Raw genomic sequence first — 25,907 nt, forward strand, 5'->3', positions numbered from 1 at the left:
TATAAACAAAAAAATGCCTGCTTGTTAAAATACAGGCAGGCATTTTTAAATGATCAATAAAATTCTTATCCTTTCTTCTGTTGCATTTTTTCCTTTATTGCAGCTTCTATTTCCTGTTGATGCTTTTGGTGTAAAGCATATTGATCGGGAGACAGGATTTTTTTTAATTCTTTATCTCTGTCCTTCATATCTCCTTTTAACGATTGCGATTCTTTTAGTTTTCCTAGTTTGCTTGTAGCGGCGTCCAGCTTACGCTTGTCTTCAAGAATTTTAGCCATGTATTTTAGGTTTACATCGTAAACTTGCTGTATTTGTGTATCAGAAAGATCTAGCTGTGCAATCATAATTTTAGTTTGTACATCAGCCATCTGTGCAACTTTACGCTCCTGAAATAGTTTTTGCTGCTCGGGGTTAAATATTTTCTGTAAACCTGCATTGCGCTGCTTCATAATACCAATTACCTGGCCTGCTAATGCCTTACCACGAAAGCCTGTATCCGCCCTTGCCTTTTTAGCAACCTGCATCAGCTCTGATGCAGCTGTATTATTTAATTTTTCAGCAGCAGGTTTTTGTTCTGATGTAAATTGCAGATAAGCAAGGCTATCAGTCATGGCTTTGGCAATTTTATTTACAGTAGCCGATGATTGTGCAATAGCGTTTGTACCAGTTAATATCAACAGTGCCACTACCAGCAGCATCTTTGTTGCATGTCTTACTTTTCTTTGTAACATTGGTTGAGTTTTTAATAGATACTGCAAGTATAGTCACGAATAATGCATCAAACCTTAAAACAAAATAACATACGTGATGCAGTTTAGAAATTGAAACACGTTTTCTGATTTTATTCTTTAGAATGAAATATTGTAATGAAATTTATATGCACGAAATTATTAAGCCCTGAAGTTAGCGGCAATTAAAAAAAAAACGAAAACAATGGAACATAAAGCCAAATCTATTCGGCCATTCATCGGAGCCGAAAACTTTGAACTATCGCGGAGTTTTTATCGGGATATGGGTTTTCAGGAAAGTATTTTAACTCATGATATGTCTTATTTCAAAACGGAAGGCCTGGGATTTTATTTACAAGATGCTTACGTCAAAGATTGGGTAGATAATTCAATGATCTTTTTAGAAGTTGAAGATGTCAGTCGATATCGGAACGAACTTTTAGCTTTGGACCTTACAAGTAAATATAAAAGAGTAAAACTAACCCCGATTCGAAATTATCCCTGGGGCAGAGAATGTTTTATGCATGATCCCTCCGGAATACTCTGGCACTTTGGAGAGTTTAATAAGTAGAAAAGAGGGATTAGGTATACTGGCAGACTATTAGCCCGGTTTAATGATATCTAATAGGTTTTGACTATCATGTATAGAGTAAATCGATTGTGATTATATTGTGCAATGTCATAATTTTATGATCTACAATAAAAACAGGTAACTATGGAAAAAGACTCAAATGACATCAGCAAATGCCCATTCCATAATGGCAGTTTGAAAAATAATGTTGGCGGGGGCGGTACCCGCAACCGTGATTGGTGGCCTAACCAATTAAAGCTAAGTATCTTGCGGCAAAATTCCCGTTTATCAGACCCGATGGATGAGAATTTCAACTATACTGAAGCTTTTAACAGCCTCGACCTGGAAGCCGTGAAGAAAGACCTTCATGCACTCATGACAGATTCCCAGGAATGGTGGCCGGCTGATTTTGGTCATTATGGCGGTTTGTTTATCCGCATGGCCTGGCATAGTGCCGGAACTTATCGTGTGGGCGATGGCCGTGGTGGCGCAGGCGCAGGTATGCAACGTTTTGCACCACTGAACAGTTGGCCCGATAATGTCAGTCTGGATAAAGCCCGCCGGTTGCTTTGGCCGATCAAACAAAAATATGGCCGCAAAATTTCATGGGCAGACCTGATGATCCTGGCCGGTAATATAGCGCTGGAATCCATGGGTTTTAAGACTTTTGGCTTTGCCGGTGGGCGGCCGGATGTATGGGAAGCAGATGAATCAGTATACTGGGGGGCGGAAAGCACATGGCTGGGCGGCGACATTCGTTATGCGCATGGTTCGGAAGGAGTGGCAGAAGGCCATGGCGTATTGGTATCAGACGATGATGCCGATGGCGACATTCATTCCCGCAACCTCGAAAAACCGCTTGGGGCTGTGCAGATGGGGCTGATCTACGTAAATCCAGAAGGGCCTGACGGTAACCCTGACCCTGTGATGGCCGCAAAAGACATTCGTGATACGTTTGGGCGTATGGCCATGAACGATGAAGAAACCGTTGCATTAATAGCGGGAGGCCACAGCTTTGGCAAAACCCATGGTGCTGCAACTGCCGACCATGTAGGTAAAGAACCCGAAGCGGCCGGCATTGAAATGCAGGGGTTCGGCTGGAGCAACAGTTTTGGTTCCGGCAAAGGTGCGGATGCCATTACCAGCGGCATTGAAGTAATCTGGACAAAAACGCCGACTCAATGGAGCAATAATTTCTTCGAAAACCTGTTTGGCTTTGAATGGGAATTGACCAAAAGCCCGGGCGGTGCCCACCAATGGGTGGCTAAGAATGCCGAGGCTATTATTCCCGACGCGTATGATAACTCCAAAAAACACCGGCCTACGATGCTGACGACGGACCTTTCCCTCAGACTCGATCCGGCTTATGAAAAAATATCGAGGAGGTTCCTGGAAAACCCTGACGCTTTTGCAGATGCCTTTGCACGTGCATGGTTTAAATTAACGCACCGCGATATGGGACCAAAGGCACGATACCTGGGCCCGGATGTGCCGCAGGAAGAGTTGCTTTGGCAGGATCCAATTCCGGCAGTTGACCATCAACTAATAGATAACAATGATATTGCGGCCTTAAAGGCAAAAGTATTGGAATCTGGATTGAGCGTGTCTGAACTGGTTTCTACCGCATGGGCTTCAGCTGCTACATTCCGTGGTTCTGACAAACGGGGCGGCGCCAACGGTGCCCGTATCCGGCTGGCTCCCCAAAGATATTGGCAGGTGAATAACCCGGTGCAACTGCAAAAAGTATTGAGCACACTTGAAGGTATTCAGACCACTTTTAATGGTGCTCAGACAGGCGGCAAAAAAGTCTCGCTGGCAGATCTGATTGTGCTGGCTGGCAGCGCAGGAGTTGAAAAAGCAGCCAGGGATGCGGGCCAAGCCATCACTGTTCCTTTTTCTCCTGGTCGTATGGATGCTTCGCAGGAGCAAACTGATGTGGAATCAACCGGTTACCTGGAACCGCTTGCTGATGGTTTCCGCAATTACCGAAAGTCAAAAATACCCGCATCTACCGAAGAGTTACTGATTGATAAGGCGCAGCTGCTTACGCTTACCGTGCCCGAGTCGGCCGTTCTGATAGGAGGTATGCGTGTATTGAACACTAATTTTGACGGTTCTAAGCACGGTGTATTTACCTCACGCCCCGGCCAGCTAACCAATGATTTCTTTATCAACCTACTTGCCATGGGTACGGAATGGAAAGCAGTATCTGATGATAAAGAACTTTATCTGGGCAGCGACCGTGCCACAGGTGAAGCCAAATGGACAGGCACCCGTGCTGACCTGGTGTTCGGTGCTAACTCAGAATTGCGGGCTGTTGCCGAAGTGTACGCAGGTGCGGATGCCCGCGAAAAGTTTGTAAAAGACTTTGTAACCGCGTGGAATAAAGTGATGAACCTGGATAGGTTTGATCTGGCCTAGCCGTAAATTCATCAACAAACTTCACTATGCGACACAAACGACAAAGCCTTTCTGAGAAATCAGGAAGGCTTTGTTATAGCCAAAGGGGGGGTGTAACTTTCTTACGAGAACATCTTTAAGAATCGCCTCTCAGTAGGCGTATTTGCCATTATGTACCTCACATTATTATTATTATTATTATTATTATTATTCAGGCTGCGCCAAAATCTCAGGAGTTCATCATTTAAAATATCCATGCGCTATTTGTGACGGATGATGGCTTTTTTAAGAAGCTGATTTGTACGCAGCATTTTTGTGAAAAGCTGCAGTTTTTCTATATCGGGGCGATATATGTCTTTTTTTAGTCGCTCAGTCTCGGTCAGCAATGTTATATCTTCCGGAATAACAAGATGCTTTTCTGGTTTTGCCATATACAAAATTAAAACAATACATGTGCATCGTCAAATACCTGGTTGACTTTTCATCTGCGGCTCACTTAAAATATCTCAAATTTACCACAAAGAGGTTAAAATAACAACGGTCCCTGAATTATCAGGAGCCGTTTCGCGGTAACCAGAGCCCGGATCGAACCTTTTCATTGAATATTTAAAGAAAAAGTTTTGAAAATGAATGATAAAAATAATTCGCGGTAATGTGTAATTTTATTGCTGATTCCCCTGCAAACACATTCGTAACCATTTATGTGCCTGCATTTTTAGGAAAATCGGTTGATGCGTATCAACTTGACTGAGTTTATTAACATTAAAATACAAGGCATGAACAATGCAAACAATCACGATGAGCGTATAGCAAAAATGACCTTCGCTTCAGTATATCCTTTGTACCTGGCAAAAGTGGAGAGAAAAGGAAGAACGAAAGAAGAATTACATCAAGTCATTGAGTGGTTAACCGGTTTTGACGAGAAAAAGCGTCAAGAGCTCGTTGAAGAAAAAGTAACTTTTGAAGTATTCTTTCAGCGTGCTTCATTAAACCCTAATGCTCACCTCATTACCGGTATAATCTGTGGCTATCGGGTGGAAGAAATCGAAAATCCGCTAACGCAACAGGTAAGGTATTTGGACAAGTTGGTGGATGAATTAGCAAAAGGTCGTATGATGGAGAAGATTTTAAGATAATCATAATATGTAAGTTCAGGAATTTACAATTTCATTGATAGTGTCTCAGTTTGAAATTTAATTTTCACTTGTAATCTCAACCCCATATCGTATTGCTGCTATAAGTACATCAACGTTTATATCTTTTAACATTTTGAACTTAATGCAATACCCGGTCACGCTCGCCTTGCCTATTTCTTTCCCATACGTTTGGGCTAAGTATGTCTTATCCTTGATACCAAGGATATATATAGAGATTCCGGTTGTGTTTGCACTCAAACCAATTTGAAAAAAATCCCTGGTCTTTCCATCAGCATATTTTATGGTGTAACATCCATAACCTATATTAGGATTACTAACGGTTTTATTTTCGTTGTTTTTACCATCATCGAACCATAATTTACAACCTGGTAATACTTGAAGTGTGAGCATATGCAAAGTTTGCATATCACTACGCTTTGGTTCAGGTTGGCTGGTAATATACTTTTCGATTTGTTCTTGTACGTCCATATGAAATATTGAATTATGGGTTGCTTACTTTGCCTTTTCAAGTCTCGCTTTATTTTTAGTCACACACTAATTCATTTCTTTTTACCTTCCTCAAAAAGCAATTTCCTCTTTTCTTCGATTCATCATTCAAACTGAGGCACTATCAATTTCATCTAATGTGGACAAAAAGGAAATCCCTTCCAACATATGTTGAAAGGGGTTTTCGATTTATAGTTCCTTTATTTTAATATTTCTGAATGCGATACCAGTAGCCCAGTCTTGCAGGGCGATATGGCCACTGATATGCTTGCCGTATTCCGGGAAAGCATGAAAATGAGAGCTTGCTACTTTTTGTGCCCAGGCTTTGGAAGTAAAGTCTTCCTCAGTGGTCAGAATACCATTAAGATAAAACTGTACCTTACCGTTTTTTTGTTTTATCTCAGAATGGTTCCAGGTGTCCGCAGGTTTGGTTTTTGCAGGGTTCTTTTGCGACGACATTCCGAATAAGCAACCTGAACGGTATTGCGGTTTTGCATAGTCTGGGTTGGCATTATCAAGCAATTGGTATTCCGGTCCGGACGCCCAGCCTGTCGGAATATCCTTTCTTTCTAAAACATTAACAAAAACACCGCTGTTCCCGCCCTTTGGCAGCTTCCAGTCGAATTTCAGATCAAAGTCCTTATATTCTTTATCACTAACAAGGTCACCCGGGCCTGTCTTATCCGCCGGATCGCAGAACAGTTCGCCGTCCTTTGCTTTCCAAACAGTGAACGCCGCCTGGCTATTATACAAATGCCATCCGTTGGTTGAGCTTCCGTCAAATAAGAGTTTCCAGCCCTGGGTCTTTTCTTTTGCGGAAAGCTTATTGGTCTGATCTCCAGTGTAGGCGTAACTGGTAAAAATGGCCAATGATAGAGTTAGAATAGATAAAGATTGGGTGATGTTCCTCTTCATGATTTTCAAGTTATTAATTGTTGATTTACAGGCATGAATTTGCAAATAATTTCAGCAAGGTAGGTAAGGTCTCAAAACTAAAAAAAACAATTAGCAGCAGCAGCCGAATTAAAATAATGATATGCAAAACATTTACCTGTTATTGATGACGACAAGGGCCTACCTGAACTAATCAAAGATATTTCGAGTGAAGGGTTACATTGTTTTGCCGCGGGCTAAAATAACAAAGGCCCCTGACGTATCAGGAGCCTTCAAGTACCAATCAGCGGGAATATTTTCAACATTTGGAAAGCTTTTACGGCTTATTGAGCTCATAATCCAAGATTTGAAATTTAAAAGGTTTATAAAGTAGCAACTGTCATAAGGGAGGTAAAACTAATCGTCGTTTTAATTTTCCGGTTCATCGGGTTTGAATTGAACCGAAATTTGCAAATGTCAAAATCGTTACTACATTGAGACGATTTGCCTCATTTTTTATATTTACCGCAGACCATTAATAATTAGTATTTTCAATATTAGTTTTAAGGTCGACCAAGCGTTGTCGTACATTTTTTTGTAAATTATTCTTTATGACTTTAGTTATCAAGTTAAATGGAAATCTAAGAGAAAAAGAATATAAAAAACTAACTTCAGTTTTGTTTTCTTGCAGTTTTTTGAATCCCCATGACCCCAAAAATGATTTAAATAAATAGGGTCCCTTGGTCATTCTGATTGCAGTTACATTAGGTCGGTTGAATGTTATATATTCTGTAGTCATTCCTAATCCATTTTTAGCAACGCAATATGCTTTAACTCCTTTGCCAGCATTTTCTGCGCCTTCGGTGAGATAAGCTTTTTTTAAAAAAGTATCCCAAATTAGCCTTTTATTATAATCTTGGGTAAAGTCAAATACTCTTTCAGAAATTTCCTCAATTACTATTGTTTCTGTAAACTTTGTCTTATCCATTTACTCGGTATTCTTTTTAATTGAAGTTAACAAATACCTCTGAAAAATCTTTAGGATTATTTCCACCGGAAATTTGAATAAATAATAAAGCCGGCTGTCGATACTATACGTAGAGTTTAATTTTAAAGTGGTTACTTCTTCTTTTTGAGTCAATAAATAAGACCCCGATAAAATTCTAAACACACCAGTAGAAATCTCAAACCAATAAAACACTTTGAAGCCCTTTTCCGGATTGAAAGAAAAGGAATATTTAAACAAAGGATTCCACTCTAAAATTTCTTGTATAAACCTTTTCCCATTTTCAAAATATGCAATTCGTTTGCCGTATTTGCCTTCGGATATTATCTCTGCTCTCAATGGTTTAGGAATATCGAGTATTTTAAAAAGTATTGGATCAGAAAATTGCTCGATTTTTACGTTTGTAATATTTTCCCAAATGATTTCAGGTTTTGCAATGATGTCAAGTGACGTGCTTATTGTCCTAACGATATGGTTGTTGGTATTTGTCAATTTTTTATATCGAATGTTAACATCGTTCTATAACGACCTTATCAAGCAAAGTTAAGTTTTTAAAGTACAATTAGAGGGAATTACACTGTATTTACCGCGGGCCAAAATAACAAAGGCTCCTGACGTATCAGGAGCCTTTAAGTACCCAGAGCCGGGGTCGAACCGGCACAACCGTGAAGTTATTGGTGTTTGAGACCAACGCGTCTACCGATTCCGCCATCTGGGCCTGTTTTGCTTGACCGGTGGATTAGTTCGTTCAAAAGCGGGATGCAAATGTATTTAAACTCTCTTTAATCCGCAACAAATATTTTTGTCTGTAGTAAATATCTAAAATTTCGTTCAGCCTGCTTTCCTTTGCAGTATCGTTTATCTGGGCATAACCTATTGTCAGGTGGTGTAATTTTGTATTGATATCTCCTTCAATTGCAAGAACTTCTGAATTTATTTCGCCCCATTGTTCTGAATCATCAACTTCCATCAAACGCTCATTAATATCCATCATTTCCATTAAAAAATCTGCAGGCAGGGCAGGTTTTGCACCGTCAACCAGTAGTTCGCGCTGGCGTAAAATGTACTCCAGGCGCTTTGCCGGGTCACTTAATGTTTGCCATGCTTTATTGTTAATGGTGGATAGTTCCAGTATTTCCTGCTGCTTTTCATCATCCTCATTGGCGTAAAAGTCGGGATGATATTGCTTGCTCAGCTCGTAGAATTTTTTTTTCAGCAAGGCAACATCCGGATGAAATGATTCGGGTATACCGTAAAAGTCGAAGTAATTGATCATGGGGACAAAGTTAGACGTTTTACGTGATACGTATTACGTCTAATTGTCATCCTTGAGTATCTACTATGTAATCCATTTAACGTTTTACCAAAAAATTGCATCTTTGTGCATGAGTTTATTCGAACAGATACGGCAAAAGCCGTTCTTTATATTAGGACCCTGTGTAATGGAAAACCAGGACCTACTTTATGCAGTTGCCGAAAAGGTAGCCGAAATAGGGCAGAAGTACCCTGTAACTGTAGTTTTTAAATCATCATTTGACAAAGCGAACCGCACTTCTGTCCACTCATACCGCGGACCTGGTATTGAAAAGGGGATGGAGATGCTGCAAAATGTAAAAGAACGTTTCGGGCTGTCAGTAACCACTGATATACATGAGCCTTACCAGGCAGCCATAGCGGCCCAGGTGGTTGATATTTTACAGATACCAGCCTTTTTATGCCGTCAAACAGATCTGCTTGTTGCTGCGGCCAAAACAGGCAAGATCGTCAACGTAAAAAAAGCCCAATTTCTTTCAGGACAGGATATGTTTTATCCGGCACAAAAAGTGATCGAGGCGGGCAATGATCAGGTTATCTTAACTGAACGTGGCAATATGTATGGCTATAACAATTTGGTAGTTGATTTCAGGAATATTTATGATCTGAAAAAATTTGGTCACCCGGTTTGTATGGATTGTACGCATTCTGTACAGCGCCCGGGTGGTGCAGGTGGCAAAACAGGTGGCGACCGTACTTTTGTGCCCATGATGGCCTTAGCAGCTAAAGCTTTTGGTGCCGATGGTTATTTTATGGAAACACATCCTGATCCTGACAACGCCTTAAGCGACGGGCCGAATATGGTAAAACTGCATGAATTAGAAAATGCAATAAAACCCTTGCTTTATTAGTTCAAGAGGTTTTACGTATGACGTTTTACGTTGTACGTTAATAAAATAAAAGCAAAAACGTAATACGTACAACTTAAAACGTACAACTTGAAAGATATAGCCAAAAGAGTATTTGATATTGAAATAGATTCGCTAAAAGAAGTAGCCGGTTCGATAGGTGATGAATTCACTGCAACTGTAGATGCAATATTAAACTCTAAGGGTAAATTGATCGTTGCCGGAGTTGGTAAATCCGGGCTCATTGGCCGAAAGATAGCTGCTACATTAGCCAGCACAGGTACTCCCAGCTTTTTTCTGCATCCGGGCGAAGCCTTCCATGGGGATCTGGGCATGGTTGAACACAATGACCTGGTGATCCTGATCTCTTATTCGGGTGAAACTGATGAGGTGCTTAAGATCATTCCATTCTTAAAATGGAATAAGAATAAAATTATCAGCATTACTGGTAATCAAAATTCAACAATAGCTAAAAATAGCGATCACCATCTGAATGTTTGCGTTACAAGAGAAGCTTGTCCGCTTGAACTGGCGCCGACATCATCAACTACAGTCACTTTAGTAATGGGTGATGCTTTAGCAGTCGCCTTGATGGAAGCAAGGCAGTTTCAGCATGAAGATTTTGCACGTTTTCATCCGGGAGGAAGCCTGGGGCGTAAGTTGCTGGTCAAAGTAAAAGACCTGATGCGCAAGGATAATCTGCCTTATATTGATAAAAATGCTTCTTTTACCGAGATGTTACTATGTATGTCTGAAGGCAAATTAGGCCTGGTAATAGTTGGCAATGCTGATAGGATAGAGGGAGTAGTAACTGATGGCGATTTGCGCCGTGCATTGGTGCGAAACCCGGATACTTCCCAATTAGTGATCAGCGAAATGATGACTTCCAATCCTGTTATTATCGACCCTGAAGAATACATCAGCCAGGCAGAACAATTGATGATCGAAAGAAAAATAGCTACTATTCTCGTAGGATCTGCAAAGGGAAAAACCATAGCTGGCGTCTACCAGATATATAACGGTTAATTTCTTTACATCTTTCCAACACCACTGAAACAACCTTTAGCAAAATACAGGCGTAATGTTCTTGGAACATTATCCTGTCTAAAACATGCTCAGAAGGTTTTACAAAAGATCATTCGATATTTTATTTTCCTTATTTATTATCCTATTTGTTTTTAGCTGGTTATATCCCATACTCGCCATACTGATAAAACTGGGATCAAAAGGTCCTGTGTTTTTTGTACAGGTGCGAACCGGGAGACATAACACACAATTTAAATGCTATAAATTCAGGAGCATGCGGGTTAATCACGATGCGGATAAAAAGCAGGCAACGTTGAATGATCATCGCATTACGCCAATTGGCGCCTTCATGCGTAAAACCAGTCTGGATGAATTACCTCAGTTCTTTAATGTGTTGATCGGTAATATGTCTATCGTAGGGCCAAGGCCGCATATGGTAAGTCACACAGAGGAATATTCGCAATTGACTGATAAATATAAATCGAGACATTTAATAAGACCCGGAATTACAGGGTGGGCCCAAATACTCGGCCTGCGGGGCGAGGTAAAAAATGCCGAGGCAATGATTAAACGCGTAGATGCAGATGTATGGTATTTAAAAAACTGGTCGTTCCTGCTCGACCTTAAAATTATTTTTCTTACCTTTTGGATCACACTAAAAGGAGATAAGAACGCGTATTAATATCATATGCCTGTATACATTGATCAGATGAACCGTTTTGTGGAAGTACAATCCACGCCCAAAAGAATTATATCCATAGTACCCTCACAAACCGAATTGCTATTCGATCTTGGATTGAATGAGGAGATTATAGGCATCACCAAATTCTGTATTCATCCTGATAATCAATTTAAACAAAAACCAAAGATTGGCGGTACTAAAACATTAAATATCAAATCAATAAAAGAATTGCAGCCTGATCTAATCATTGGAAACAAAGAAGAAAACGAAAGAGATCAAATAGAAGAATTAATGCAAAGCTTTCCTGTATGGATGAGCGATATAACTAATCTTGCCGATGCCATTGATATGATAAATACGGTAGGAGAGTTGGTTGGCAAAAAGCCCGAAGCTGCAGAACTGGTCAAATCAATCAATTACGGATTTTCACAATTGAATATAAAATCTCATGGTTTTAAGGTTGCTTATTTAATATGGCGCAAACCATACATTATAGCAGGGAAGGGCACTTTTATTGATGATATGCTCCAAAAATGCGGCTTTACTAATGCTTTTGATTTAGACAGATACCCTGAAGTATTTCCGGCGCAGATAGTGGAGGCAAATCCTGATGTGGTATTTCTGTCGTCAGAACCTTATCCATTTAAAGACCGGCATATTACGGAATTTAAGGCACTGGTACCTCAAGCTAATATTCAACTGATTGATGGGGAACTTTTTTCGTGGTATGGGAGCCGATTATTACAGGCACCTGGATATTTTAACCAGTTGATTGATAGCCTGAATCGGTGAAATCTGAAAATTAATCTGCGAAATCGATATAAATAATTATCTTTGCCGCTCTTAAAATCCTAACTGCGGAAGTGGCGTAATTGGTAGCCGCACCAGACTTAGGATCTGGCGCTTCACGGCGTGGGGGTTCGAGTCCCTTCTTCCGCACTGCATTTAAACCCGGTCAATTTGGCTGGGTTTTTTGTTTTGATGGTGTCATATTTCATTTTATGAACAATCATTTAACTCTGTTGACATAGGGTTGTCATTCAACTTGCCTTTCTTTGTTTTATAATCATTTAAAGGAAAACGGGCCATGGAAAACAATCTAATCAAACAGCAGTCGAATTGTGGATTTGAATGGTTTATTACATCTGATTCCATACTAAATCATTGGCAAGGTCATCGCAGGCTAACAAGACAGGTAATTGAATCTTTTCCTGAAGATAAATTGTTTAAATATTCTGTAAGTGGTATGCACTCATTCTCAACAATGGTAAAAGAAATGATATGTATTGCAGATTCAGGCATACAGAATCTTTTTCAGGATAGACCGGTATCAGAACCTGCTCGTCATTTCGGGATGACTTTCGCAAATACAAAAGAAGAGATATTAAATTTATGGGACGATGTAACTTATAAGATCGATGTGCTTTGGCCACTGATACCACAGCAACGGTTTCATGAAGTGACAGCAATTCCTGAATCATGTGCGAAGACAGCATCCGAAATAATTCTCTCCTGGATTGATAATGAAATTCATCATCGGGCACATGGTTATCTTTATTTGCGGTCATTAAAAATTGAATTACCATTTTTTAGAAATTTTCATTATTAAGATAAGCATACCGGCGCTTCGCTGATGACTTTACGTGAAACTCTTTGAAAAGTGTAATTATTGGTTTGAATTGTGTAAGTGATATCTAGATTATCAGTTATAAATTTGTTTAACATAAAACAATAATCTTACTATGATACAAGCCAAAGGATATGCAGCGCAAAGTGCTGAAACAGATTTAGCTCCCTGGGGTTTTGAACGCCGCGAGGTTGGGCCGCATGATGTTCAAATTGAAATATTATACTGTGGTGTTTGTCACTCCGACCTTCACCAAATAAAAAATGACTGGTTTCCGGGGGTATTTCCAATGGTGCCGGGTCATGAAATTGTAGGTAAAGTAATTAAGGTGGGTGACCATGTAAAAAACTTTAAAACAGGTGAATTAGCCGGTGTAGGCTGTATGGTCGATTCATGCCAGGTTTGCGAAAACTGCAAGCAAGGATTAGAGCAATACTGCCTGGAAGGAAGTACACAAACCTATAATAGTATAGACAGATCGGGCGTGCCAACTTATGGTGGTTATTCTAATACCATCGTAGTTCGCGAAGAATTTGTATTGCATATTTCAGATAAATTGCCACTTGCCGCCACTGCACCGTTACTTTGTGCCGGTATTACTACATATTCTCCTTTACGTCATTGGAAAGTGGGTAAGGGGCACAAACTGGCTGTTTTAGGTCTTGGTGGATTGGGCCATATGGGTGTAAAATTTGGCGTAGCCTTCGGTGCTGATGTTACCGTTTTAAGTACATCAGCTTCAAAAGAAGAAGCGGCTAAAGCTTTGGGGGCTCATCATTTTGTAGTAACATCAGATCCTGCACAGGTAGAAGCAGTTAAGGGCTCATTTGATTTTATCCTTGATACTGTGTCTGCCGAGCATGACATGGATCTTTACTTATCTCTTCTTAGAACTGATGGTACACAAATTTGCGTGGGCGTCCCTTCTCAGCCTTACGCAATCCAACCTTTTTCGCTTTTAGGGGGCCGTAAAAGTATTGCAGGCTCCGGCATAGGTGGCATACCTGAAACACAGGAAATGCTTGATTTTTGCGCAGAGCATAACATTGTATCAGATATAGAAATGATCGACATAAAAGACATTACTGCGTCATATGCGCGAATGCTTAAGGGCGATGTTCGTTATCGGTTTGTGATTGATATGGCTACACTCTAATTTCTGAAGCTGAAGAAAAAGTTAGCATCGTAAAAAGACGTCGCCAAGCAATCACGAAGCATCCAAAAACGCGAAGGAGCAAAAAATCGGTACTGGAATACGCAGACAGATGCCAAAGTTAGAAACCCGAAAGCAACTTTTTGACTCGGATTATGATGGTTATGAGATTAGTTTGCCAAATGGGGTAGTGGCTGCTAGAGTGAGCTTCAAAGATGCGCAATAATGCGCAAATGTTCTTGGTCGACTTGGAAAAATACGACAACACAATAATGTAGTAAAATACCAACAAAGAACAAAGTCCCATTAGCTTCTACTCGGCATTGCTCGCAGTGGGGATAAGTTCTTTCTTCTACACAAAAGGCTATTAACTTTTTCAGTTAATAGCCTTTTAATGAGAACGTTATTAATCTATTACTTCTGGATAATTTCTTATTTATTAACTTTTTCGATCACTATATTGTTGATAGACGGCGTACAGTAAATGCAATTTGATCCGGTGGCAGAACTTATGCATAGAAGTTGGTTGCCCATATCAAATATTTTATATGGATAAGCCTTGGTACTGATCGTTCTTACATGATTGTAATCGGTCATAGAATATACCTCAATATTTTTGGTTTGGCAACCGGCATAAATGAGTTTCTCGGTTTGATTAAGAACGAAAGTCGTAAATGACAAGTTTCCGCGCGGTAAACTGATTTGATATGTCATATCTTTATTGTAAATGGCTCCTGAAGAAGAAGTAATGTATTTACTTCCGTCGGGAAAAAATTCAAATATAGAGGCATCCAGTGGATAATCACCATGATAGAGATCATTTGTATGACTTAAGAATACACCGCTTGTTGAGAAGTGGTAATAGTCTTGGTCAGTTGGTCCGATATTGATAGTAATCTCCAACAAATCGAAATCGGTATTAGGAACATGTTTAAAGCGTGTCAATTCAAAATCCCCGTTCTCAGAGATTTTTGTACCATTTATCCGGCTGTAGACCTTAAGCGGTCTCATTGTCCAAGCTGCGGTAGAAACATAAAGGTTATTATTGTTAAACACAACACATGAGTTGCTCAGTCCAGTACTGATCTGATCGATTTTTTCTAATGTAGTTGCATCATATATAAACACCCAACCATCGTTCCGTGGTACATATAACTCTTTTCGGCCGTTGTAGGTGCCAAGATCACAATAACCAATTGTAGCCATCGTGTTTACGGACTTAATGATGGTATTTTGGGCAATACTATAAATGCTTATTTTACCGCTTTTTTCAAAAAAATATAACACTTGGTCATTATCACTGTAAATTATATCAAATGGACTAACATTAAGCAATTGAATATTTGGACGCGAATAGCTGATGACATTGCTGCTAATGGTTTGTCCAGATGCCAGAGAGCCCACTACCTGATATTGAACCGTTGGGCTGTAAGGCACCGCATTATCGTATACAAAGGTTTGATTCTTTTGATATAATTGCTTTATACTATTCATCTGTCCGTCTGAATAATCTTTACGAAGTAAGGTGTAATTCGCAAAGACCGCAGTATCAAGCATAGACCATGAAATTTTCAATGAATCGCCTGTAACCTGTGGATCGTTTAAGACAATTTTGTCAGTATAGGACGTTTTATTATCTTTTGAAGGAGTAATGTCGTGATTTTTTTTACAGGCAAACAAAAAAGAGACGGTAAGCAAAAGAAAGGTAATTTTTCTCATAATATAACAAGGAGTAGGTCAAAAAAATTTATACGACGCAAGGTAATAAATTTTAGATTATAACTCAAAAATGAAGTATAAATCTGCAATATTAATAATTACAGACTGCCTGAATATCTCATCTATAGTTTAGCGTCAAGTAAAAACCAGGTCAATTTTAAATCAATTGTCATTTCACATTGCCACAATTCCTATATTTGTTTTAACCTGCCATACAGGATAATACCTCATCTAAAAACTTACATCAATATGAAAACCAATATTGGAATTACCGAAGCAAACAGGAAAGCTGTTTCTACTCAGTTAGCAAAATTATTAGCCGACGAATATGTGCTTTACACCAAAACCCGCAATGCACATTGGAATGTCGAAGGACCGGATTTTCACTCTATGCATGTTTTCTTCGAGTCGCAATATGATCAGTTAGACGAGATCATGGATAGCGTTGCTGAACGTATCCGCATGCTTGGCCATTATGCCCCGGCTACACTAAAAAGTTTTTTACAGTTGACCCATTTGGCTGAACTAGTAGAAAGATCTAACGACAGCATTGGTTTTATACGTGAACTGGTAGAAGACCACGAAAGCATTATTGAATTTATAAGAGGTAATATCAATCCTTTTGCTAATGATTACCATGACCTGGGTACCAGCGATTTCATCACAGGTTTGATGGAAGACCACGAAAAGATGGCCTGGATGCTGCGTTCGCATTTAAAATAATCCATCCGCAAAATATAGCAAGCGGGCTGCAGATAATGTCGCCCGCTTTTTCTTTGTATAATTATAACTGATTTTATTATGAAAATTTTAGGACTTATAGGTGGTATCAGTTGGGTATCTACCATTGATTATTACAGGATGATCAACGAGGGCATCAATAAAAAGCTTGGCGATTTGAACTTTGCCGAGTGCATGATATATTCTTTTAATTACCAGGATATTAAACGAAATAATGATGCTGAAGACTGGGATGCCACTTTAAAAATGCTAACCAAAGCTGCCTTGAATATGAAAAATGGGGGTGCCAGCGCCATTGTACTATGCGCTAATACCATGCATATGATAGCCGACCAACTGGAGCAAAATGTGCAATTACCGGTAATACACATCGCTACAGCTACAGCAAATGTTATATCAACACGCGGACTTAAGAAGGTGGGATTATTGGGTACTAAATTTACGATGGAGCGTCCGTTCTTTAGGAATAAACTAACAGATCAAAACATAGAAGTAATTATACCTGATGATAAGGATCGCGATTTTATTCACTACACTATATTTGAGGAGTTGGGAAGAAACCTTTTTAAACCAGAAACAAAGCAATTCTATTTAGATGTAATGAATAAATTGAGGGACCATGGAGCCGAAGGAATTATCATGGGATGCACGGAGATACCTCTGTTGATAAGCCCGGATGATATTGATATTCCACTATTTGATACTGCACAAATACATTCTAACGCGGCTGTTGAGTTTGCCTTGGAATTATAACTATTGTCCGTGTACTTTGTGATATTTGGCAGGGATGGATCGCAAATAGGCATAGATTGCATCAACATCATTATCTTGCAATTTACTAAATTCAGGCATTGGAGGATGGAGTTGCCCATTCGGCGCTTCACCGTATTTAACAGCATTCCTGAACTGTAGTTTAGTGAAGTTTCCTATACCCGTTTGTTTATCAGTAGTGAGATTAGAGGCATATATATTATTGCCTTGAGGATTTTTAAATTTTAGTCCGCCTTCCATATAGCCTTTTGATTGCTCCGGATAAAGATAATTCAAAGAAGTAAGGCTGTGAGAGTGACAATGGAAACAGCCAATATTATCAACAAGGTAACGACCTAATGCAATTGAGTCTGTTTCAGAAGGTTTTTGAATTCCCGGTCGGTAAGGCAATGGTTTTGCCATTGCGTTCATTATCATCTTGCCAATAGGCGTAAAATGTGTGATGCCAATTGTAGTATCCGTAGCTGAAATTGCCGGGTCATCAGACCGCAGATAGGCAATTATATCATTGAGATCTTTATCTGCCATATTTGGGCGCAACATATAAGGAATAAAACGCCCATCCTTTGCAATACCCGTTTTCAACAGGTATTTCAACTCCGCATCAGAGTAATGAGGAGGAATTCCATGCGATTTTGAATTAGTGAGATTGGCAGCGTATACTTTTCCTATAAATCCCGGCACTTCATGTATGGGTGTCCCTATAAATTTTTGAGCAGATGGATCATAATGACATCCACCACAAATACTGTAAACCAATATTTTACCCCTTTCAAAAGCTTCAGAAGATTTATTGGTTTTGTAATTCGCTTTGGTAGTCTCGAAATGTGTTTTACAACTGCCAATAATAATGGCTGCTGCCAATACACTTATTATCGCTGGTAACTTATATTTCCGCATTTGTGTGAAGCATCTCACTCATTAATACATAATTATAAACACAATGTTTTACGTAGTATGTAGTTACATAACCACAATGCATTATTTATCTTTACTAAAACATTATTAGTGTGGATCAGCAGCTCATCCCCATGCTTGCTTACGAAAATGGCGTAGAAGCTATAAACTGGCTTTGCAAAGTTTTTGGTTTTACTGAAAAGACCAAATGGCTTGATGATGACGGTCGACTCAGTCACGGTGAGATAACTATGGGCGAAAGTATGATCATGCTGGCGGAACCTACGCCCGATTATCAAAGCCCAAAGCATCATCGCGAAGTATGCAAAGCCGCAGCCAAATGGTCTGAAGTGCCTTACATCATCAATGGTGTTTTAGTTTATGTGGATGATATTGAAAGCCATTTTAAAACTGCAAAAGCAGGAGGGGCCACCATACTTTCAGAAATAGAGACCGGCGGTCCGGGCACACGTTATCGTGCTGAAGACCTTGAAGGTCAACGGTGGATGTTTATGCAGAAATCATGATTGCCACCATTTCAATGGGAACTTGATTTTATCCACTGATCCAACTACCAGATCAGGTTTAAACGCATAATGGTTCAGGGTATCTTTATCTGATATTCCGGAAAGCACGAGGATAGTTTTGTATCCCATTTGCACACCGCCTTGTATATCGGTTTCCATTGTATCACCTACAACGGTTGTTTCTGCAGTTTCCAAACCTAAATATTTTCGTGCTGACCGCATCATTACGGGGCTTGGTTTACCGGTAACAAAAGCTTTTCTACCTGTAGCTTCCTCTATCATAGCTGTGGTAGCTGATATGCCCAAATTATTCCATCCGGGTTTTTTGGGGGATGGATCACGGTTGGTGGTGATGAATTTAGCACCCGCTAATATCATGTCTACAGCACGTTGTACCATTTCCAGTGTAAAGTTCCGACCTTCACCTAATACTACAAACTCGGGATCACTATCTACAAGGGTAATTCCGTTCTCGTGTAAACTGGTTAATAAACCGCCTTCGCCTAATACATAAGCTGTTGTGCCATTAGGGCTTTGGTCGCCCAAAAACTTACCGGTAGCCATGGCGCTGGTATATACATGGTCTTCGGTAACTTCAATGCCCAGCCGTTTTAGCTTACGCACAGTTTCGAGTCTGGTACGCTGGCTGTTATTGGTCATGAAGGTAAAAGGTATGTTGTTTTTTAGTAAATTGTTTATAAATGTGTCTGCGCCTTCTATTAATGTTTCGCCGCTATAGATAACGCCATCCATATCGATCAAAAGTCCGTGTTTCATAGTATTTTATTATTACTTAATTGCAGGCTCAAATTTGGGCTGCCTTATATACAAATGTAAGCATCTTAAAGCTGAAATTGACATTTATTAACATAAATGCATTAAAAATTAAGTTCAATTGTCAAAATTGTTAACTAAATGTTAATTTGTTAATAAGTTGATAAATTAAAGCAATTGTAACAGTTATGTTCTTAGTTGGCGATATAAAATCAGAATAGTAAATTGCTTGCCGGTTCAATTTTAATCCTATGAAAAAAGCTTTCAAATTCGGTTTATTTATCCTCTTAGTAGTTACCATTAATAGTGCATCTGCACAAGGTACTAAGCTGCCTGAGTTATTGATACGGCTGGATGATATAGGTATGAATCATTCCGTTAACATGGCTGCTAAAGCCGTAGCGGAAACAGGTATGCCAGTTTCGGTGTCTATTCAATTTGCATGTCCGTGGTATCAGGAGGCTGTTGCGATTTTGAAAAATTACCCGAACGTCTGTGTTGGTATTCATCTTACCCTGACTGCCGAATGGAAATATTATCGCTGGGGACCGGTACTAGGGCCTTCGGCAGTGCCAAGCCTGGTTGATTCGTTGGGCTATTTTCACTCCTCGGATCGCGCCTTTGAACATGGGCATTATAAACTGGATGAAGTAGAAAAAGAACTATCAGCACAAATTGAAAGGGCTTTACACTCGGGCATAAAGATCACTTACGTAGACCCGCATATGGGTGTAGCCTTATCCACACCTGAATTACGTGCACTTACCGAGAAACTGGCCCGTAAATATCACCTTGCCATATCAACCCTAAGCAACGTAACTTATTACGGTGAAACTTATAAGGAAATGTGGGGCGAACCAATTGCGACCAAAAAATCAGCCTTTATGGATTATGTTGAACATCATCTGAATCCAGACCGACCTAATCTGATGGTGATCCATGCCGCCACGCCAAGTCCTGAAATGGATGCCATGATAGATGAAAACAGTAGGTTGATGAGTGATGCCAATGGCAATTCTATAGTAAGCCAGCATCGGCAAACCGAGTTAAATATGATCTTGTCGCCTGATTTCACCAGCCTGAATGGTAAAAAATTCGAGCTGACCAACTATGCGCAATTACTCAAAGGCAAAGACCTTAGTGTGTTGAAGGCAACAAAGGTGGAGTAGGTATTATTGTTATTTTAAATTATTCATTTTCATTTTGTATTTTTGTTTACATGGAATCTATCCTGATACATCCTGAAAGTGCAGAGCAATTAAAAACAATTAAAGCTGTTCTTAGAGCTTTAAATGTTCAGTTTGAGCCACAGTCTAATGTGTTACCTTCTCATGTTTCAAAAAGTATTGAGAAAAGTATCAAGCAGTATGAAGATGGCCAAGCCATTTCTCTACAGGAGTTTAAAGAAAAGCATCTTTATAAAAAATGAGCTTTGAAATAAAGTTCACTCCAGAAGCCGAAGAAACTTATGATGCTGTAGTAACTCAACTCCGACAAAGATGGGGTGATCGCTTTGTCGTTAAGTTTGAGATCAAAGTTTTAAAATGCCTTGATACTATTACAACAACACCCTACATCTATCCGGTAACCGAAGAAAATACGGGGATAAGAAAATGTCTTCTTCATAAAAATTGCTCCATGTTTTACAAAGTTTATGATGAAGCTATCCTAATTGTTTGCTTTTGGGATAATCGCCAGGACCCATTAGTGATTTAAAAGATTCTTCTTCAACACATATTTTCCATCCTCAAAAATTTCTATACTTTTAGCTACAAATGGAAGTTAAAAATAATAAGCGCACCATACGTGCGTGGGCCTTTTTTGATTGGGCCAACTCAGCCTATAACCTGGTTATTACCTCAACAATTTTCCCGGCGTACTACGTGGCCATAACCAGTAATGCCCAGAATGGCAACCATGTCACTTTTTTTGGGCATAGTTTTGTTAATACCGCTCTTTCTGATTACACGCTTGCGGCATCGTATCTTGTTATTGCTATATTATTACCTATGCTTACCTCTATAGCCGACTATCGTGGTAACAAGAAGATATTCATGCAGTTTTTTACCTGGCTGGGAGCCATATCCTGCGGAATGCTCTACTTTTTCAATCCGAACACCCTGCAATCCAGCATGATATTTTTCGGACTTGCAGCAATAGGGTACAGCGGGGGATTTGTATTCTACAATTCTTATCTGCCCGAAATTGCTACCCTGGACATGCAGGATAATGTGAGTGCCAAGGGATTTACATATGGATACATTGGCAGTGTGATACTGCAAGTTATTTGCTTTGTATTTGTTTTGGCCCCCGCAACATTTGGTCTGACTAAAGCCAGTGCATCGCAGTTATCATTTTTGCTGGTAGGGGTATGGTGGATCGCTTTTGCATACATTCCGTTTACTATACTGCCAAAGGGCAGCCCCAACGCCCAAAGTCATCATAAAAACATTATTAAAGGTGGCTTTATTGAACTGGGCAATGTATGGCGGCAAGTAAAAAACATGCCGGTACTGAAGCGTTATTTGCCGGCATTTTTCTGCTATTCAATGGGAGTGCAAACCATTATGCTGGTTGCAGCCAGCTTTGGGGCCAAAGTACTTAACCTGCCACAGGAAAAGCTTATAGCCGTTATACTCATCATACAATTAGTAGCCATTGCCGGAGCAAAACTAATGTCAAGCCTTTCGGAAAAACACGGTAACGTAAAGGTTTTGGCTGGCGTAGTAGCAATATGGATATTGGCCTGTATTGCCGCTTATTTCGTGATGAACGAATACCAGTTTTATGCTTTGGCGGCCGTAGTCGGCTTAATGATGGGAGGTATCCAATCGCTTTCCAGGTCAACTTACTCCAAATTTATACCCCAGGACATACCCGATTCGGCATCGTTCTTCAGCTTTTATGATGTGACAGAAAAATTGGCCATAGTAGGAGGTATGTTCAGCTTTGGCCTGGTAGAAGAATTGACCGGAAACATGCGCAACTCGGCATTAGCTTTATGTATCTACTTTATTGCAGGGCTAATATTGTTACTGTCGCTGTTGTCTTATCAGAAGAAAGTAGGGCGGATGAAGTAGGAAGTTAATAAGTAGATCAGTTTTCGCCGTTATTTATTGTCTGAATCACTGATTAAAACTTACTGCCAGATTTCGCAAATTAATGAGTAAAAAGATCAGTGGAATCATTTAATCCGATAAATCTGTGATTTTGAGGGTATTCGTCCGTTCTGGAGTTACTTAATGGGAAACGACATTAAACTCCATAAAATTTTTATACTTTTAGCCACCGATGAAACCTAAAAATCACAAAAAAACGATCTGGGCATGGTGCATGTTCGATTGGGCTAACCAGGCCTATAACATGGTAATTACCACTACTATATTTCCGGCCTATTATGTATTTCTCACTTATAATGCCAAAACGCACTATGATAAAGTCAGTTTTTTGGGACATACTTTTATCAACACAGTGCTATCAAACTATATTTTATCGTTTTCATATCTTATTGTAGTAGCCATTTTACCAATCCTTACTTCACTGGCTGATTATCGTGGCAATAAAAAACGTTACCTGCAGGCATTTACCTGGTTGGGAAGCTTGTCATGTGCAGGCTTGTTTTTTCTAAAACCAGGCGGACCGATAGAATTTGGCATGATCTGTTTTGGCCTGGCCTGTATAGGTTATTGTGGTGGCTTTGTGTTTTATAATTCCTACCTGCCACAAATAGCCACGTTGGACCAACAGGATAGCGTGAGCGCAAAAGGGTTTATTTACGGCTATGTAGGTAGTATTGTGGTACAGGTGGTTTGTTTTGTGGTAGTATTAGCCCCGCAGTTATTCGGCATGAAAGATGATGACCTGCCAGCCCGTGTATCGTTCATTATTGTTTTTGTTTGGTGGATAGGCTTTTCTATTATCCCTTTCAGGCTGTTGCCAAAAGGGGAGCCCAATGCCGGATCGCACAAGTTTAATGTACTGACAGGTGGTTTTAAGGAACTGGCCAAAGTGTTCCGCAACGTGCGAACCATGCCTTTGGTGAAACGTTTTTTACCTGCTTTCTTCTTCTATTCGGTAGGTGTGCAAACCATTATGCTGGTAGCCGCCAATTTTGCTGCTAAAGAATTAAACATGCCCGAAGATAACCTGATCACCATTATCCTGATCATACAAGTGCTGGCTGTTATTGGTGCCTGGCTTACTTCAAAATCATCTGCCAGATATGGCAATACCCGTACGCTGGTGGTGTTGGTGATCATCTGGACCGTGATATGTATGTGCGTTTATTTCGTGGCCAATGCAGTGCAGTTCTATTTTGCTGCTGTGGTGGTGGGGCTAGTAATGGGAGGGGTACAATCCCTTTCGCGTTCTACTTATTCTAAATTACTGCCGCCAAATATCCCGGATACCGCTTCGTATTTCAGCTTTTATGATGTAACCGAAAAACTGGCCATCGTAGTAGGGCTGTTCACATTTGCATCAGTAGAGGGCTGGACCGGCGAAATGCGCGATTCGGCATTGGTACTGGATGGTTTTTTTGTGGTAGGCCTGCTGTTGCTGCTGGTACTGCATTTTGCTGAAGAGAAGAGTGTGCAATTGGCAGCTGTAGCGGTGAAAGTGTAAGAAGAAATCGGAAGTCTGAGGTCGGAAGTCTGAAAAAGAACCTACATGGTTTAATCTTTATAATATCTGGTTAAACTCCAGCCTTTCTCCATCGGGGCCAAGGATATTGAAATATTTGCAGCCGTTTTTCCAGAAGGGCAGGTAAACAGGTGTTTCTTCCAATATGGTAAAGGATGCCTGTTTCAGCGCGTTAAAGGTGGCGTCGATATCATCTACATCAAAGGCAATATGATCTACGTGGCCATCTTTACGGGCTTTTATCTCCTGCAATTGCTTTTGGGGCATCTGGTACAATTCAATAATAATGTCCTTATGTTGCATCATCATACAGATGCCTGTATCGCCATCAAAACTAAAATCCGACCGCATCACGTTTTCAAAACTGAGACGGTTGTAAAAAGCTTCGGAAACTGACAAATCGGTTACCGGGATACCTATGTGCTGTAATTTATTAATGGCTACGAGGCTTTTATTTTCCATAATATGCGATCTGATAAAATATAAATACAGTGGAATTTTATACAGCACGACGTCCTGGCGAGGGGAGAACAGACGCCCACAAACAACTGTGCATTTACACAACCTAACTATTGAACTGCCTTAAATGGTGGTCAATATGCCTATAAGCTAAACATCCAATCTGCTCCCTGGTCATCTTGCCAAAAAAGGGGTGTACAAAATAACGGGTTGATGATTGTGCATTTTTCTCAAACAAGGCTATCCATTTGACTTTCTGGGCTGCTATGTCGCCATTGGTTTCTGTTACTTTAAGCTCAGGGGCTGTAGGGGCATTACGCATTATGGGTTTATCGGCCTTCATAAAATCCTTCAAAGCCATTTTACCAAATATGCGGCCAATAAATGATCGCTTGCATGGTATCTCGCCTGCTATCATTTGTTCCCATTGTGTGCAGTGTTTCACCATCTGGTAAGCGGTCATCTTGCCCCATTCGGGTGTACTGTGCTCGTTAAGCGTATTCATCCTGGCAATCAGTTCATCACGGGTAGGTTTATCAAATATGGTTTTCATGGCGGGTACGCGGTTTATCAGTCTAAGTTCTTAAAAATTTCGAATGCTTGCTTAACTTATTCCGCATTACTCCAAACTTTTTCTCAAATTAGCGGGCTATGAAGACGGAACTATTCGTGCCTTGTTTTATAGATCAGCTTTTCCCCGAAACCGCCTGGAACACAGTGAAGGTGTTGGAGAAAGCAGGTTGCACGGTAAGCTATGACCCGCAGCAAACCTGTTGCGGTCAGCCTGCCTTTAATGCAGGTTTCTGGGATGACGCCAAAGAAGTAGGCACAAAATTCCTGAATGGCTTTTCGGACGAAAGCATTATCGTTACGCCTTCGGCCTCTTGTACGGGCATGGTAAAAAACTATTACAATGATCTTTTTACCAATACTCGCTTGCATAACAAATGCCGGGCAGTACAGGGCAATATTTATGAGCTGTCGGATTTTTTGGTAAACATCCTTCAATTCGATTACTTCGGTGCCGAGTTGGAAGGCCGTGCCGTATACCACGACAGCTGCAGCGCCCTGCGCGAATGCAAAATAAAGAGAGAACCACACCAGTTATTATCCAAAGTATTGGGGTTGGAATTGGTCGACCTGAAAGATAATGAGACCTGCTGTGGCTTCGGCGGAACATTTGCTGTAAAGTTTGACGCGATATCTACTGCCATGGCTCAGCAAAAAGTAGACAACGCCCTTGCTGCCGAAGCGGAATATATCATATCAACAGATGCCTCGTGCCTGCTGCACCTGCAGAGCTATATCGATAAAAATAATCTGCATATAAAAACTATGCATATCGCCGATGTGCTGGCGCATGGGTGGGGGAATGTGTGATTTGATTTCGGATTTCGGAATGTCGATTTCGGATTTTTTCTTGTCGGTGTAATCATATCAAAATCTGTGTAATTAAACAAAATTTGTTAAATTCGCACCTCAAAGTATAAGGTCACTTGGTTTGTGA

General features: G+C 40.2%; 30 protein-coding genes and 2 tRNA genes. 19 read left to right on the forward strand and 13 right to left on the reverse strand.

Annotated features, from left to right (window positions below):
- Nucleotides 1-65 precede the first annotated feature (65 nt).
- A complete protein-coding gene (locus ACPPVU_RS15860; RefSeq protein ID WP_426667500.1) occupies nt 66-731 on the reverse strand; it encodes a hypothetical protein in 666 nt (221 codons plus the stop codon).
- Nucleotides 732-933: 202 nt separating this feature from the next.
- Between ACPPVU_RS15860 and ACPPVU_RS15865 the strand changes: the two genes are divergently transcribed.
- Nucleotides 934-1,299 carry a glyoxalase gene (locus ACPPVU_RS15865; RefSeq protein ID WP_426667501.1) on the forward strand — a complete coding sequence of 122 codons (366 nt, stop codon included), beginning with the start codon at nt 934-936 and terminating at the stop codon, nt 1,297-1,299.
- 144 nt (nt 1,300-1,443) lie between these two features.
- Complete coding sequence (katG, locus tag ACPPVU_RS15870) at nt 1,444-3,720, forward strand: catalase/peroxidase HPI (protein WP_426667502.1); 2,277 nt, start codon at nt 1,444-1,446, stop codon at nt 3,718-3,720.
- A 239-nt stretch (nt 3,721-3,959) separates the two neighbouring features.
- On the opposite strand, the gene ACPPVU_RS15875 is transcribed toward katG, so the two are convergent.
- Nucleotides 3,960-4,130 carry a hypothetical protein gene (locus ACPPVU_RS15875; RefSeq protein WP_426667503.1) on the reverse strand — a complete coding sequence of 57 codons (171 nt, stop codon included), beginning with the start codon at nt 4,128-4,130 and terminating at the stop codon, nt 3,960-3,962.
- 345 nt (nt 4,131-4,475) lie between these two features.
- Between ACPPVU_RS15875 and ACPPVU_RS15880 the strand changes: the two genes are divergently transcribed.
- The gene (locus ACPPVU_RS15880) at nt 4,476-4,835 is read left to right on the forward strand and encodes a DUF2200 domain-containing protein (protein ID WP_426667504.1); all 360 of its coding nucleotides are present in this window, start codon (nt 4,476-4,478) and stop codon (nt 4,833-4,835) included.
- A gap of 57 nt (nt 4,836-4,892) precedes the next feature.
- Here ACPPVU_RS15880 and ACPPVU_RS15885 read toward each other — a convergent pair whose 3' ends face one another.
- The 6 genes from ACPPVU_RS15885 to hscB all read right to left on the reverse strand — a co-directional run bounded on the left by ACPPVU_RS15885 (nt 4,893) and on the right by hscB (nt 8,497).
- Nucleotides 4,893-5,324 (reverse strand): hypothetical protein, encoded by a 432-nt coding sequence (locus tag ACPPVU_RS15885; protein WP_426667505.1) that lies wholly within the window; start codon nt 5,322-5,324, stop codon nt 4,893-4,895.
- 207 nt (nt 5,325-5,531) lie between these two features.
- Entirely contained in the window at nt 5,532-6,257 is a 726-nt protein-coding gene (locus tag ACPPVU_RS15890) for a 3-keto-disaccharide hydrolase (RefSeq protein ID WP_426667506.1), read from the reverse strand.
- A gap of 493 nt (nt 6,258-6,750) precedes the next feature.
- Nucleotides 6,751-7,203 (reverse strand): type II toxin-antitoxin system RatA family toxin, encoded by a 453-nt coding sequence (locus tag ACPPVU_RS15895; protein ID WP_426667507.1) that lies wholly within the window; start codon nt 7,201-7,203, stop codon nt 6,751-6,753.
- A complete protein-coding gene (locus tag ACPPVU_RS15900; protein ID WP_426667508.1) occupies nt 7,204-7,713 on the reverse strand; it encodes a hypothetical protein in 510 nt (169 codons plus the stop codon). It lies immediately after the preceding gene.
- A 142-nt stretch (nt 7,714-7,855) separates the two neighbouring features.
- Nucleotides 7,856-7,939, reverse strand: a tRNA-Leu gene (locus ACPPVU_RS15905).
- 30 nt (nt 7,940-7,969) lie between these two features.
- Nucleotides 7,970-8,497, reverse strand: a complete 528-nt coding sequence (hscB, locus tag ACPPVU_RS15910; protein WP_426667509.1) for a Fe-S protein assembly co-chaperone HscB — start codon at nt 8,495-8,497, stop codon at nt 7,970-7,972.
- 109 nt (nt 8,498-8,606) lie between these two features.
- Between hscB and kdsA the strand changes: the two genes are divergently transcribed.
- The 7 genes from kdsA (at nt 8,607) to ACPPVU_RS15945 (ending at nt 13,874) form a co-directional block, all read left to right on the forward strand.
- Entirely contained in the window at nt 8,607-9,386 is a 780-nt protein-coding gene (gene kdsA, locus ACPPVU_RS15915; protein WP_426667510.1) for a 3-deoxy-8-phosphooctulonate synthase, read from the forward strand.
- A gap of 87 nt (nt 9,387-9,473) precedes the next feature.
- The gene (locus tag ACPPVU_RS15920; RefSeq protein WP_426667511.1) at nt 9,474-10,409 is read left to right on the forward strand and encodes a KpsF/GutQ family sugar-phosphate isomerase; all 936 of its coding nucleotides are present in this window, start codon (nt 9,474-9,476) and stop codon (nt 10,407-10,409) included.
- An 85-nt stretch (nt 10,410-10,494) separates the two neighbouring features.
- Nucleotides 10,495-11,091: an exopolysaccharide biosynthesis polyprenyl glycosylphosphotransferase gene (locus tag ACPPVU_RS15925; protein ID WP_426667512.1), complete on the forward strand. Its 597-nt coding sequence runs from the start codon at nt 10,495-10,497 to the stop codon at nt 11,089-11,091.
- A gap of 6 nt (nt 11,092-11,097) precedes the next feature.
- Nucleotides 11,098-11,883 (forward strand): ABC transporter substrate-binding protein, encoded by a 786-nt coding sequence (locus tag ACPPVU_RS15930; RefSeq protein WP_426667513.1) that lies wholly within the window; start codon nt 11,098-11,100, stop codon nt 11,881-11,883.
- Nucleotides 11,884-11,948: 65 nt separating this feature from the next.
- Nucleotides 11,949-12,030: transfer RNA gene (locus tag ACPPVU_RS15935), tRNA-Leu, on the forward strand.
- Between the two features lie 148 nt (nt 12,031-12,178).
- Nucleotides 12,179-12,700 (forward strand): DinB family protein, encoded by a 522-nt coding sequence (locus ACPPVU_RS15940; protein ID WP_426667514.1) that lies wholly within the window; start codon nt 12,179-12,181, stop codon nt 12,698-12,700.
- A gap of 133 nt (nt 12,701-12,833) precedes the next feature.
- Nucleotides 12,834-13,874 carry an NAD(P)-dependent alcohol dehydrogenase gene (locus tag ACPPVU_RS15945; protein WP_426667515.1) on the forward strand — a complete coding sequence of 347 codons (1,041 nt, stop codon included), beginning with the start codon at nt 12,834-12,836 and terminating at the stop codon, nt 13,872-13,874.
- A 429-nt stretch (nt 13,875-14,303) separates the two neighbouring features.
- Here ACPPVU_RS15945 and ACPPVU_RS15950 read toward each other — a convergent pair whose 3' ends face one another.
- A complete protein-coding gene (locus ACPPVU_RS15950; RefSeq protein WP_426667516.1) occupies nt 14,304-15,590 on the reverse strand; it encodes a hypothetical protein in 1,287 nt (428 codons plus the stop codon).
- 249 nt (nt 15,591-15,839) lie between these two features.
- Between ACPPVU_RS15950 and ACPPVU_RS15955 the strand changes: the two genes are divergently transcribed.
- Both ACPPVU_RS15955 and ACPPVU_RS15960 read left to right on the forward strand, forming a co-directional pair.
- Entirely contained in the window at nt 15,840-16,313 is a 474-nt protein-coding gene (locus ACPPVU_RS15955) for a Dps family protein (RefSeq protein WP_426667517.1), read from the forward strand.
- A 78-nt stretch (nt 16,314-16,391) separates the two neighbouring features.
- Nucleotides 16,392-17,084 carry an aspartate/glutamate racemase family protein gene (locus ACPPVU_RS15960; protein WP_426667518.1) on the forward strand — a complete coding sequence of 231 codons (693 nt, stop codon included), beginning with the start codon at nt 16,392-16,394 and terminating at the stop codon, nt 17,082-17,084.
- Here the strand turns inward: ACPPVU_RS15960 and ACPPVU_RS15965 are convergent, their stop codons facing one another.
- Nucleotides 17,085-18,002, reverse strand: coding sequence for a c-type cytochrome (locus ACPPVU_RS15965; RefSeq protein WP_426667519.1), 918 nt, complete (start codon nt 18,000-18,002; stop codon nt 17,085-17,087).
- Between the two features lie 110 nt (nt 18,003-18,112).
- Between ACPPVU_RS15965 and ACPPVU_RS15970 the strand changes: the two genes are divergently transcribed.
- Nucleotides 18,113-18,526: a VOC family protein gene (locus tag ACPPVU_RS15970; protein ID WP_426667520.1), complete on the forward strand. Its 414-nt coding sequence runs from the start codon at nt 18,113-18,115 to the stop codon at nt 18,524-18,526.
- On the opposite strand, the gene ACPPVU_RS15975 is transcribed toward ACPPVU_RS15970, so the two are convergent.
- Complete coding sequence (locus ACPPVU_RS15975) at nt 18,521-19,303, reverse strand: HAD-IIA family hydrolase (RefSeq protein ID WP_426667521.1); 783 nt, start codon at nt 19,301-19,303, stop codon at nt 18,521-18,523. The two genes, ACPPVU_RS15970 and ACPPVU_RS15975, sit on opposite strands and share 6 nt — an antisense overlap.
- Before the next feature lie 248 nt (nt 19,304-19,551).
- Here ACPPVU_RS15975 and ACPPVU_RS15980 point away from each other — a divergent pair, with 248 nt between their 5' ends.
- The 5 genes from ACPPVU_RS15980 (at nt 19,552) to ACPPVU_RS16000 (ending at nt 23,923) form a co-directional block, all read left to right on the forward strand.
- Complete coding sequence (locus tag ACPPVU_RS15980) at nt 19,552-20,469, forward strand: ChbG/HpnK family deacetylase (RefSeq protein WP_426667522.1); 918 nt, start codon at nt 19,552-19,554, stop codon at nt 20,467-20,469.
- 50 nt (nt 20,470-20,519) lie between these two features.
- The gene (locus ACPPVU_RS15985) at nt 20,520-20,729 is read left to right on the forward strand and encodes a DUF2683 family protein (protein ID WP_426667523.1); all 210 of its coding nucleotides are present in this window, start codon (nt 20,520-20,522) and stop codon (nt 20,727-20,729) included.
- A complete protein-coding gene (locus ACPPVU_RS15990; protein ID WP_426667524.1) occupies nt 20,726-21,016 on the forward strand; it encodes a type II toxin-antitoxin system RelE/ParE family toxin in 291 nt (96 codons plus the stop codon). Before ACPPVU_RS15985 ends, ACPPVU_RS15990 begins: the two co-directional genes overlap by 4 nt.
- A gap of 59 nt (nt 21,017-21,075) precedes the next feature.
- Entirely contained in the window at nt 21,076-22,380 is a 1,305-nt protein-coding gene (locus ACPPVU_RS15995; protein WP_426667525.1) for an MFS transporter, read from the forward strand.
- A 211-nt stretch (nt 22,381-22,591) separates the two neighbouring features.
- Nucleotides 22,592-23,923 (forward strand): MFS transporter, encoded by a 1,332-nt coding sequence (locus ACPPVU_RS16000; RefSeq protein WP_426667526.1) that lies wholly within the window; start codon nt 22,592-22,594, stop codon nt 23,921-23,923.
- Between the two features lie 57 nt (nt 23,924-23,980).
- Here the strand turns inward: ACPPVU_RS16000 and ACPPVU_RS16005 are convergent, their stop codons facing one another.
- Together ACPPVU_RS16005 and ACPPVU_RS16010 are read right to left on the reverse strand one after the other, a co-directional pair.
- Entirely contained in the window at nt 23,981-24,403 is a 423-nt protein-coding gene (locus ACPPVU_RS16005; RefSeq protein ID WP_426667527.1) for a VOC family protein, read from the reverse strand.
- Between the two features lie 103 nt (nt 24,404-24,506).
- Complete coding sequence (locus ACPPVU_RS16010) at nt 24,507-24,953, reverse strand: DUF1569 domain-containing protein (RefSeq protein ID WP_426667528.1); 447 nt, start codon at nt 24,951-24,953, stop codon at nt 24,507-24,509.
- A gap of 98 nt (nt 24,954-25,051) precedes the next feature.
- On the opposite strand from ACPPVU_RS16010, the gene ACPPVU_RS16015 reads away from it, so the two are divergent.
- Nucleotides 25,052-25,780, forward strand: a complete 729-nt coding sequence (locus tag ACPPVU_RS16015) for a (Fe-S)-binding protein (RefSeq protein ID WP_426667529.1) — start codon at nt 25,052-25,054, stop codon at nt 25,778-25,780.
- The last annotated feature ends 127 nt before the right edge of the window (nt 25,781-25,907 follow it).

Origin of the sequence: Mucilaginibacter sp. McL0603, from assembly GCF_049992945.1 — a bacterium.
In the GTDB taxonomy this organism is placed as follows: Bacteria; Bacteroidota; Bacteroidia; order Sphingobacteriales; family Sphingobacteriaceae; genus Mucilaginibacter.

What these genes read in the sequence shown, in the direction of transcription:
- ACPPVU_RS15995 (WP_426667525.1), top strand. Translation starts at nt 21,076, where the DNA reads ATGGAAGTTAAAAATAATAAGCGCACCATACGTGCGTGGGCCTTTTTT.
- ACPPVU_RS15930 (WP_426667513.1), top strand. Translation starts at nt 11,098, where the DNA reads ATGCCTGTATACATTGATCAGATGAACCGTTTTGTGGAAGTACAATCC.
- ACPPVU_RS15925 (WP_426667512.1), top strand. Translation starts at nt 10,495, where the DNA reads ATGCTCAGAAGGTTTTACAAAAGATCATTCGATATTTTATTTTCCTTA.
- ACPPVU_RS15980 (WP_426667522.1), top strand. Translation starts at nt 19,552, where the DNA reads ATGAAAAAAGCTTTCAAATTCGGTTTATTTATCCTCTTAGTAGTTACC.
- kdsA (WP_426667510.1), top strand. Translation starts at nt 8,607, where the DNA reads ATGAGTTTATTCGAACAGATACGGCAAAAGCCGTTCTTTATATTAGGA.
- ACPPVU_RS15880 (WP_426667504.1), top strand. Translation starts at nt 4,476, where the DNA reads ATGAACAATGCAAACAATCACGATGAGCGTATAGCAAAAATGACCTTC.
- ACPPVU_RS15990 (WP_426667524.1), top strand. Translation starts at nt 20,726, where the DNA reads ATGAGCTTTGAAATAAAGTTCACTCCAGAAGCCGAAGAAACTTATGAT.
- ACPPVU_RS15895 (WP_426667507.1), bottom strand. Translation starts at nt 7,203, where the DNA reads ATGGATAAGACAAAGTTTACAGAAACAATAGTAATTGAGGAAATTTCT.
- ACPPVU_RS15860 (WP_426667500.1), bottom strand. Translation starts at nt 731, where the DNA reads ATGTTACAAAGAAAAGTAAGACATGCAACAAAGATGCTGCTGGTAGTG.
- katG (WP_426667502.1), top strand. Translation starts at nt 1,444, where the DNA reads ATGGAAAAAGACTCAAATGACATCAGCAAATGCCCATTCCATAATGGC.
- ACPPVU_RS15865 (WP_426667501.1), top strand. Translation starts at nt 934, where the DNA reads ATGGAACATAAAGCCAAATCTATTCGGCCATTCATCGGAGCCGAAAAC.
- ACPPVU_RS16005 (WP_426667527.1), bottom strand. Translation starts at nt 24,403, where the DNA reads ATGGAAAATAAAAGCCTCGTAGCCATTAATAAATTACAGCACATAGGT.
- ACPPVU_RS15885 (WP_426667505.1), bottom strand. Translation starts at nt 5,324, where the DNA reads ATGGACGTACAAGAACAAATCGAAAAGTATATTACCAGCCAACCTGAA.
- ACPPVU_RS16015 (WP_426667529.1), top strand. Translation starts at nt 25,052, where the DNA reads ATGAAGACGGAACTATTCGTGCCTTGTTTTATAGATCAGCTTTTCCCC.
- ACPPVU_RS15960 (WP_426667518.1), top strand. Translation starts at nt 16,392, where the DNA reads ATGAAAATTTTAGGACTTATAGGTGGTATCAGTTGGGTATCTACCATT.
- ACPPVU_RS15975 (WP_426667521.1), bottom strand. Translation starts at nt 19,303, where the DNA reads ATGAAACACGGACTTTTGATCGATATGGATGGCGTTATCTATAGCGGC.
- hscB (WP_426667509.1), bottom strand. Translation starts at nt 8,497, where the DNA reads ATGATCAATTACTTCGACTTTTACGGTATACCCGAATCATTTCATCCG.
- ACPPVU_RS15875 (WP_426667503.1), bottom strand. Translation starts at nt 4,130, where the DNA reads ATGGCAAAACCAGAAAAGCATCTTGTTATTCCGGAAGATATAACATTG.
- ACPPVU_RS15950 (WP_426667516.1), bottom strand. Translation starts at nt 15,590, where the DNA reads ATGAGAAAAATTACCTTTCTTTTGCTTACCGTCTCTTTTTTGTTTGCC.
- ACPPVU_RS15955 (WP_426667517.1), top strand. Translation starts at nt 15,840, where the DNA reads ATGAAAACCAATATTGGAATTACCGAAGCAAACAGGAAAGCTGTTTCT.
- ACPPVU_RS15965 (WP_426667519.1), bottom strand. Translation starts at nt 18,002, where the DNA reads ATGCGGAAATATAAGTTACCAGCGATAATAAGTGTATTGGCAGCAGCC.
- ACPPVU_RS15940 (WP_426667514.1), top strand. Translation starts at nt 12,179, where the DNA reads ATGGAAAACAATCTAATCAAACAGCAGTCGAATTGTGGATTTGAATGG.
- ACPPVU_RS15945 (WP_426667515.1), top strand. Translation starts at nt 12,834, where the DNA reads ATGATACAAGCCAAAGGATATGCAGCGCAAAGTGCTGAAACAGATTTA.
- ACPPVU_RS16000 (WP_426667526.1), top strand. Translation starts at nt 22,592, where the DNA reads ATGAAACCTAAAAATCACAAAAAAACGATCTGGGCATGGTGCATGTTC.
- ACPPVU_RS15985 (WP_426667523.1), top strand. Translation starts at nt 20,520, where the DNA reads ATGGAATCTATCCTGATACATCCTGAAAGTGCAGAGCAATTAAAAACA.
- ACPPVU_RS15890 (WP_426667506.1), bottom strand. Translation starts at nt 6,257, where the DNA reads ATGAAGAGGAACATCACCCAATCTTTATCTATTCTAACTCTATCATTG.
- ACPPVU_RS16010 (WP_426667528.1), bottom strand. Translation starts at nt 24,953, where the DNA reads ATGAAAACCATATTTGATAAACCTACCCGTGATGAACTGATTGCCAGG.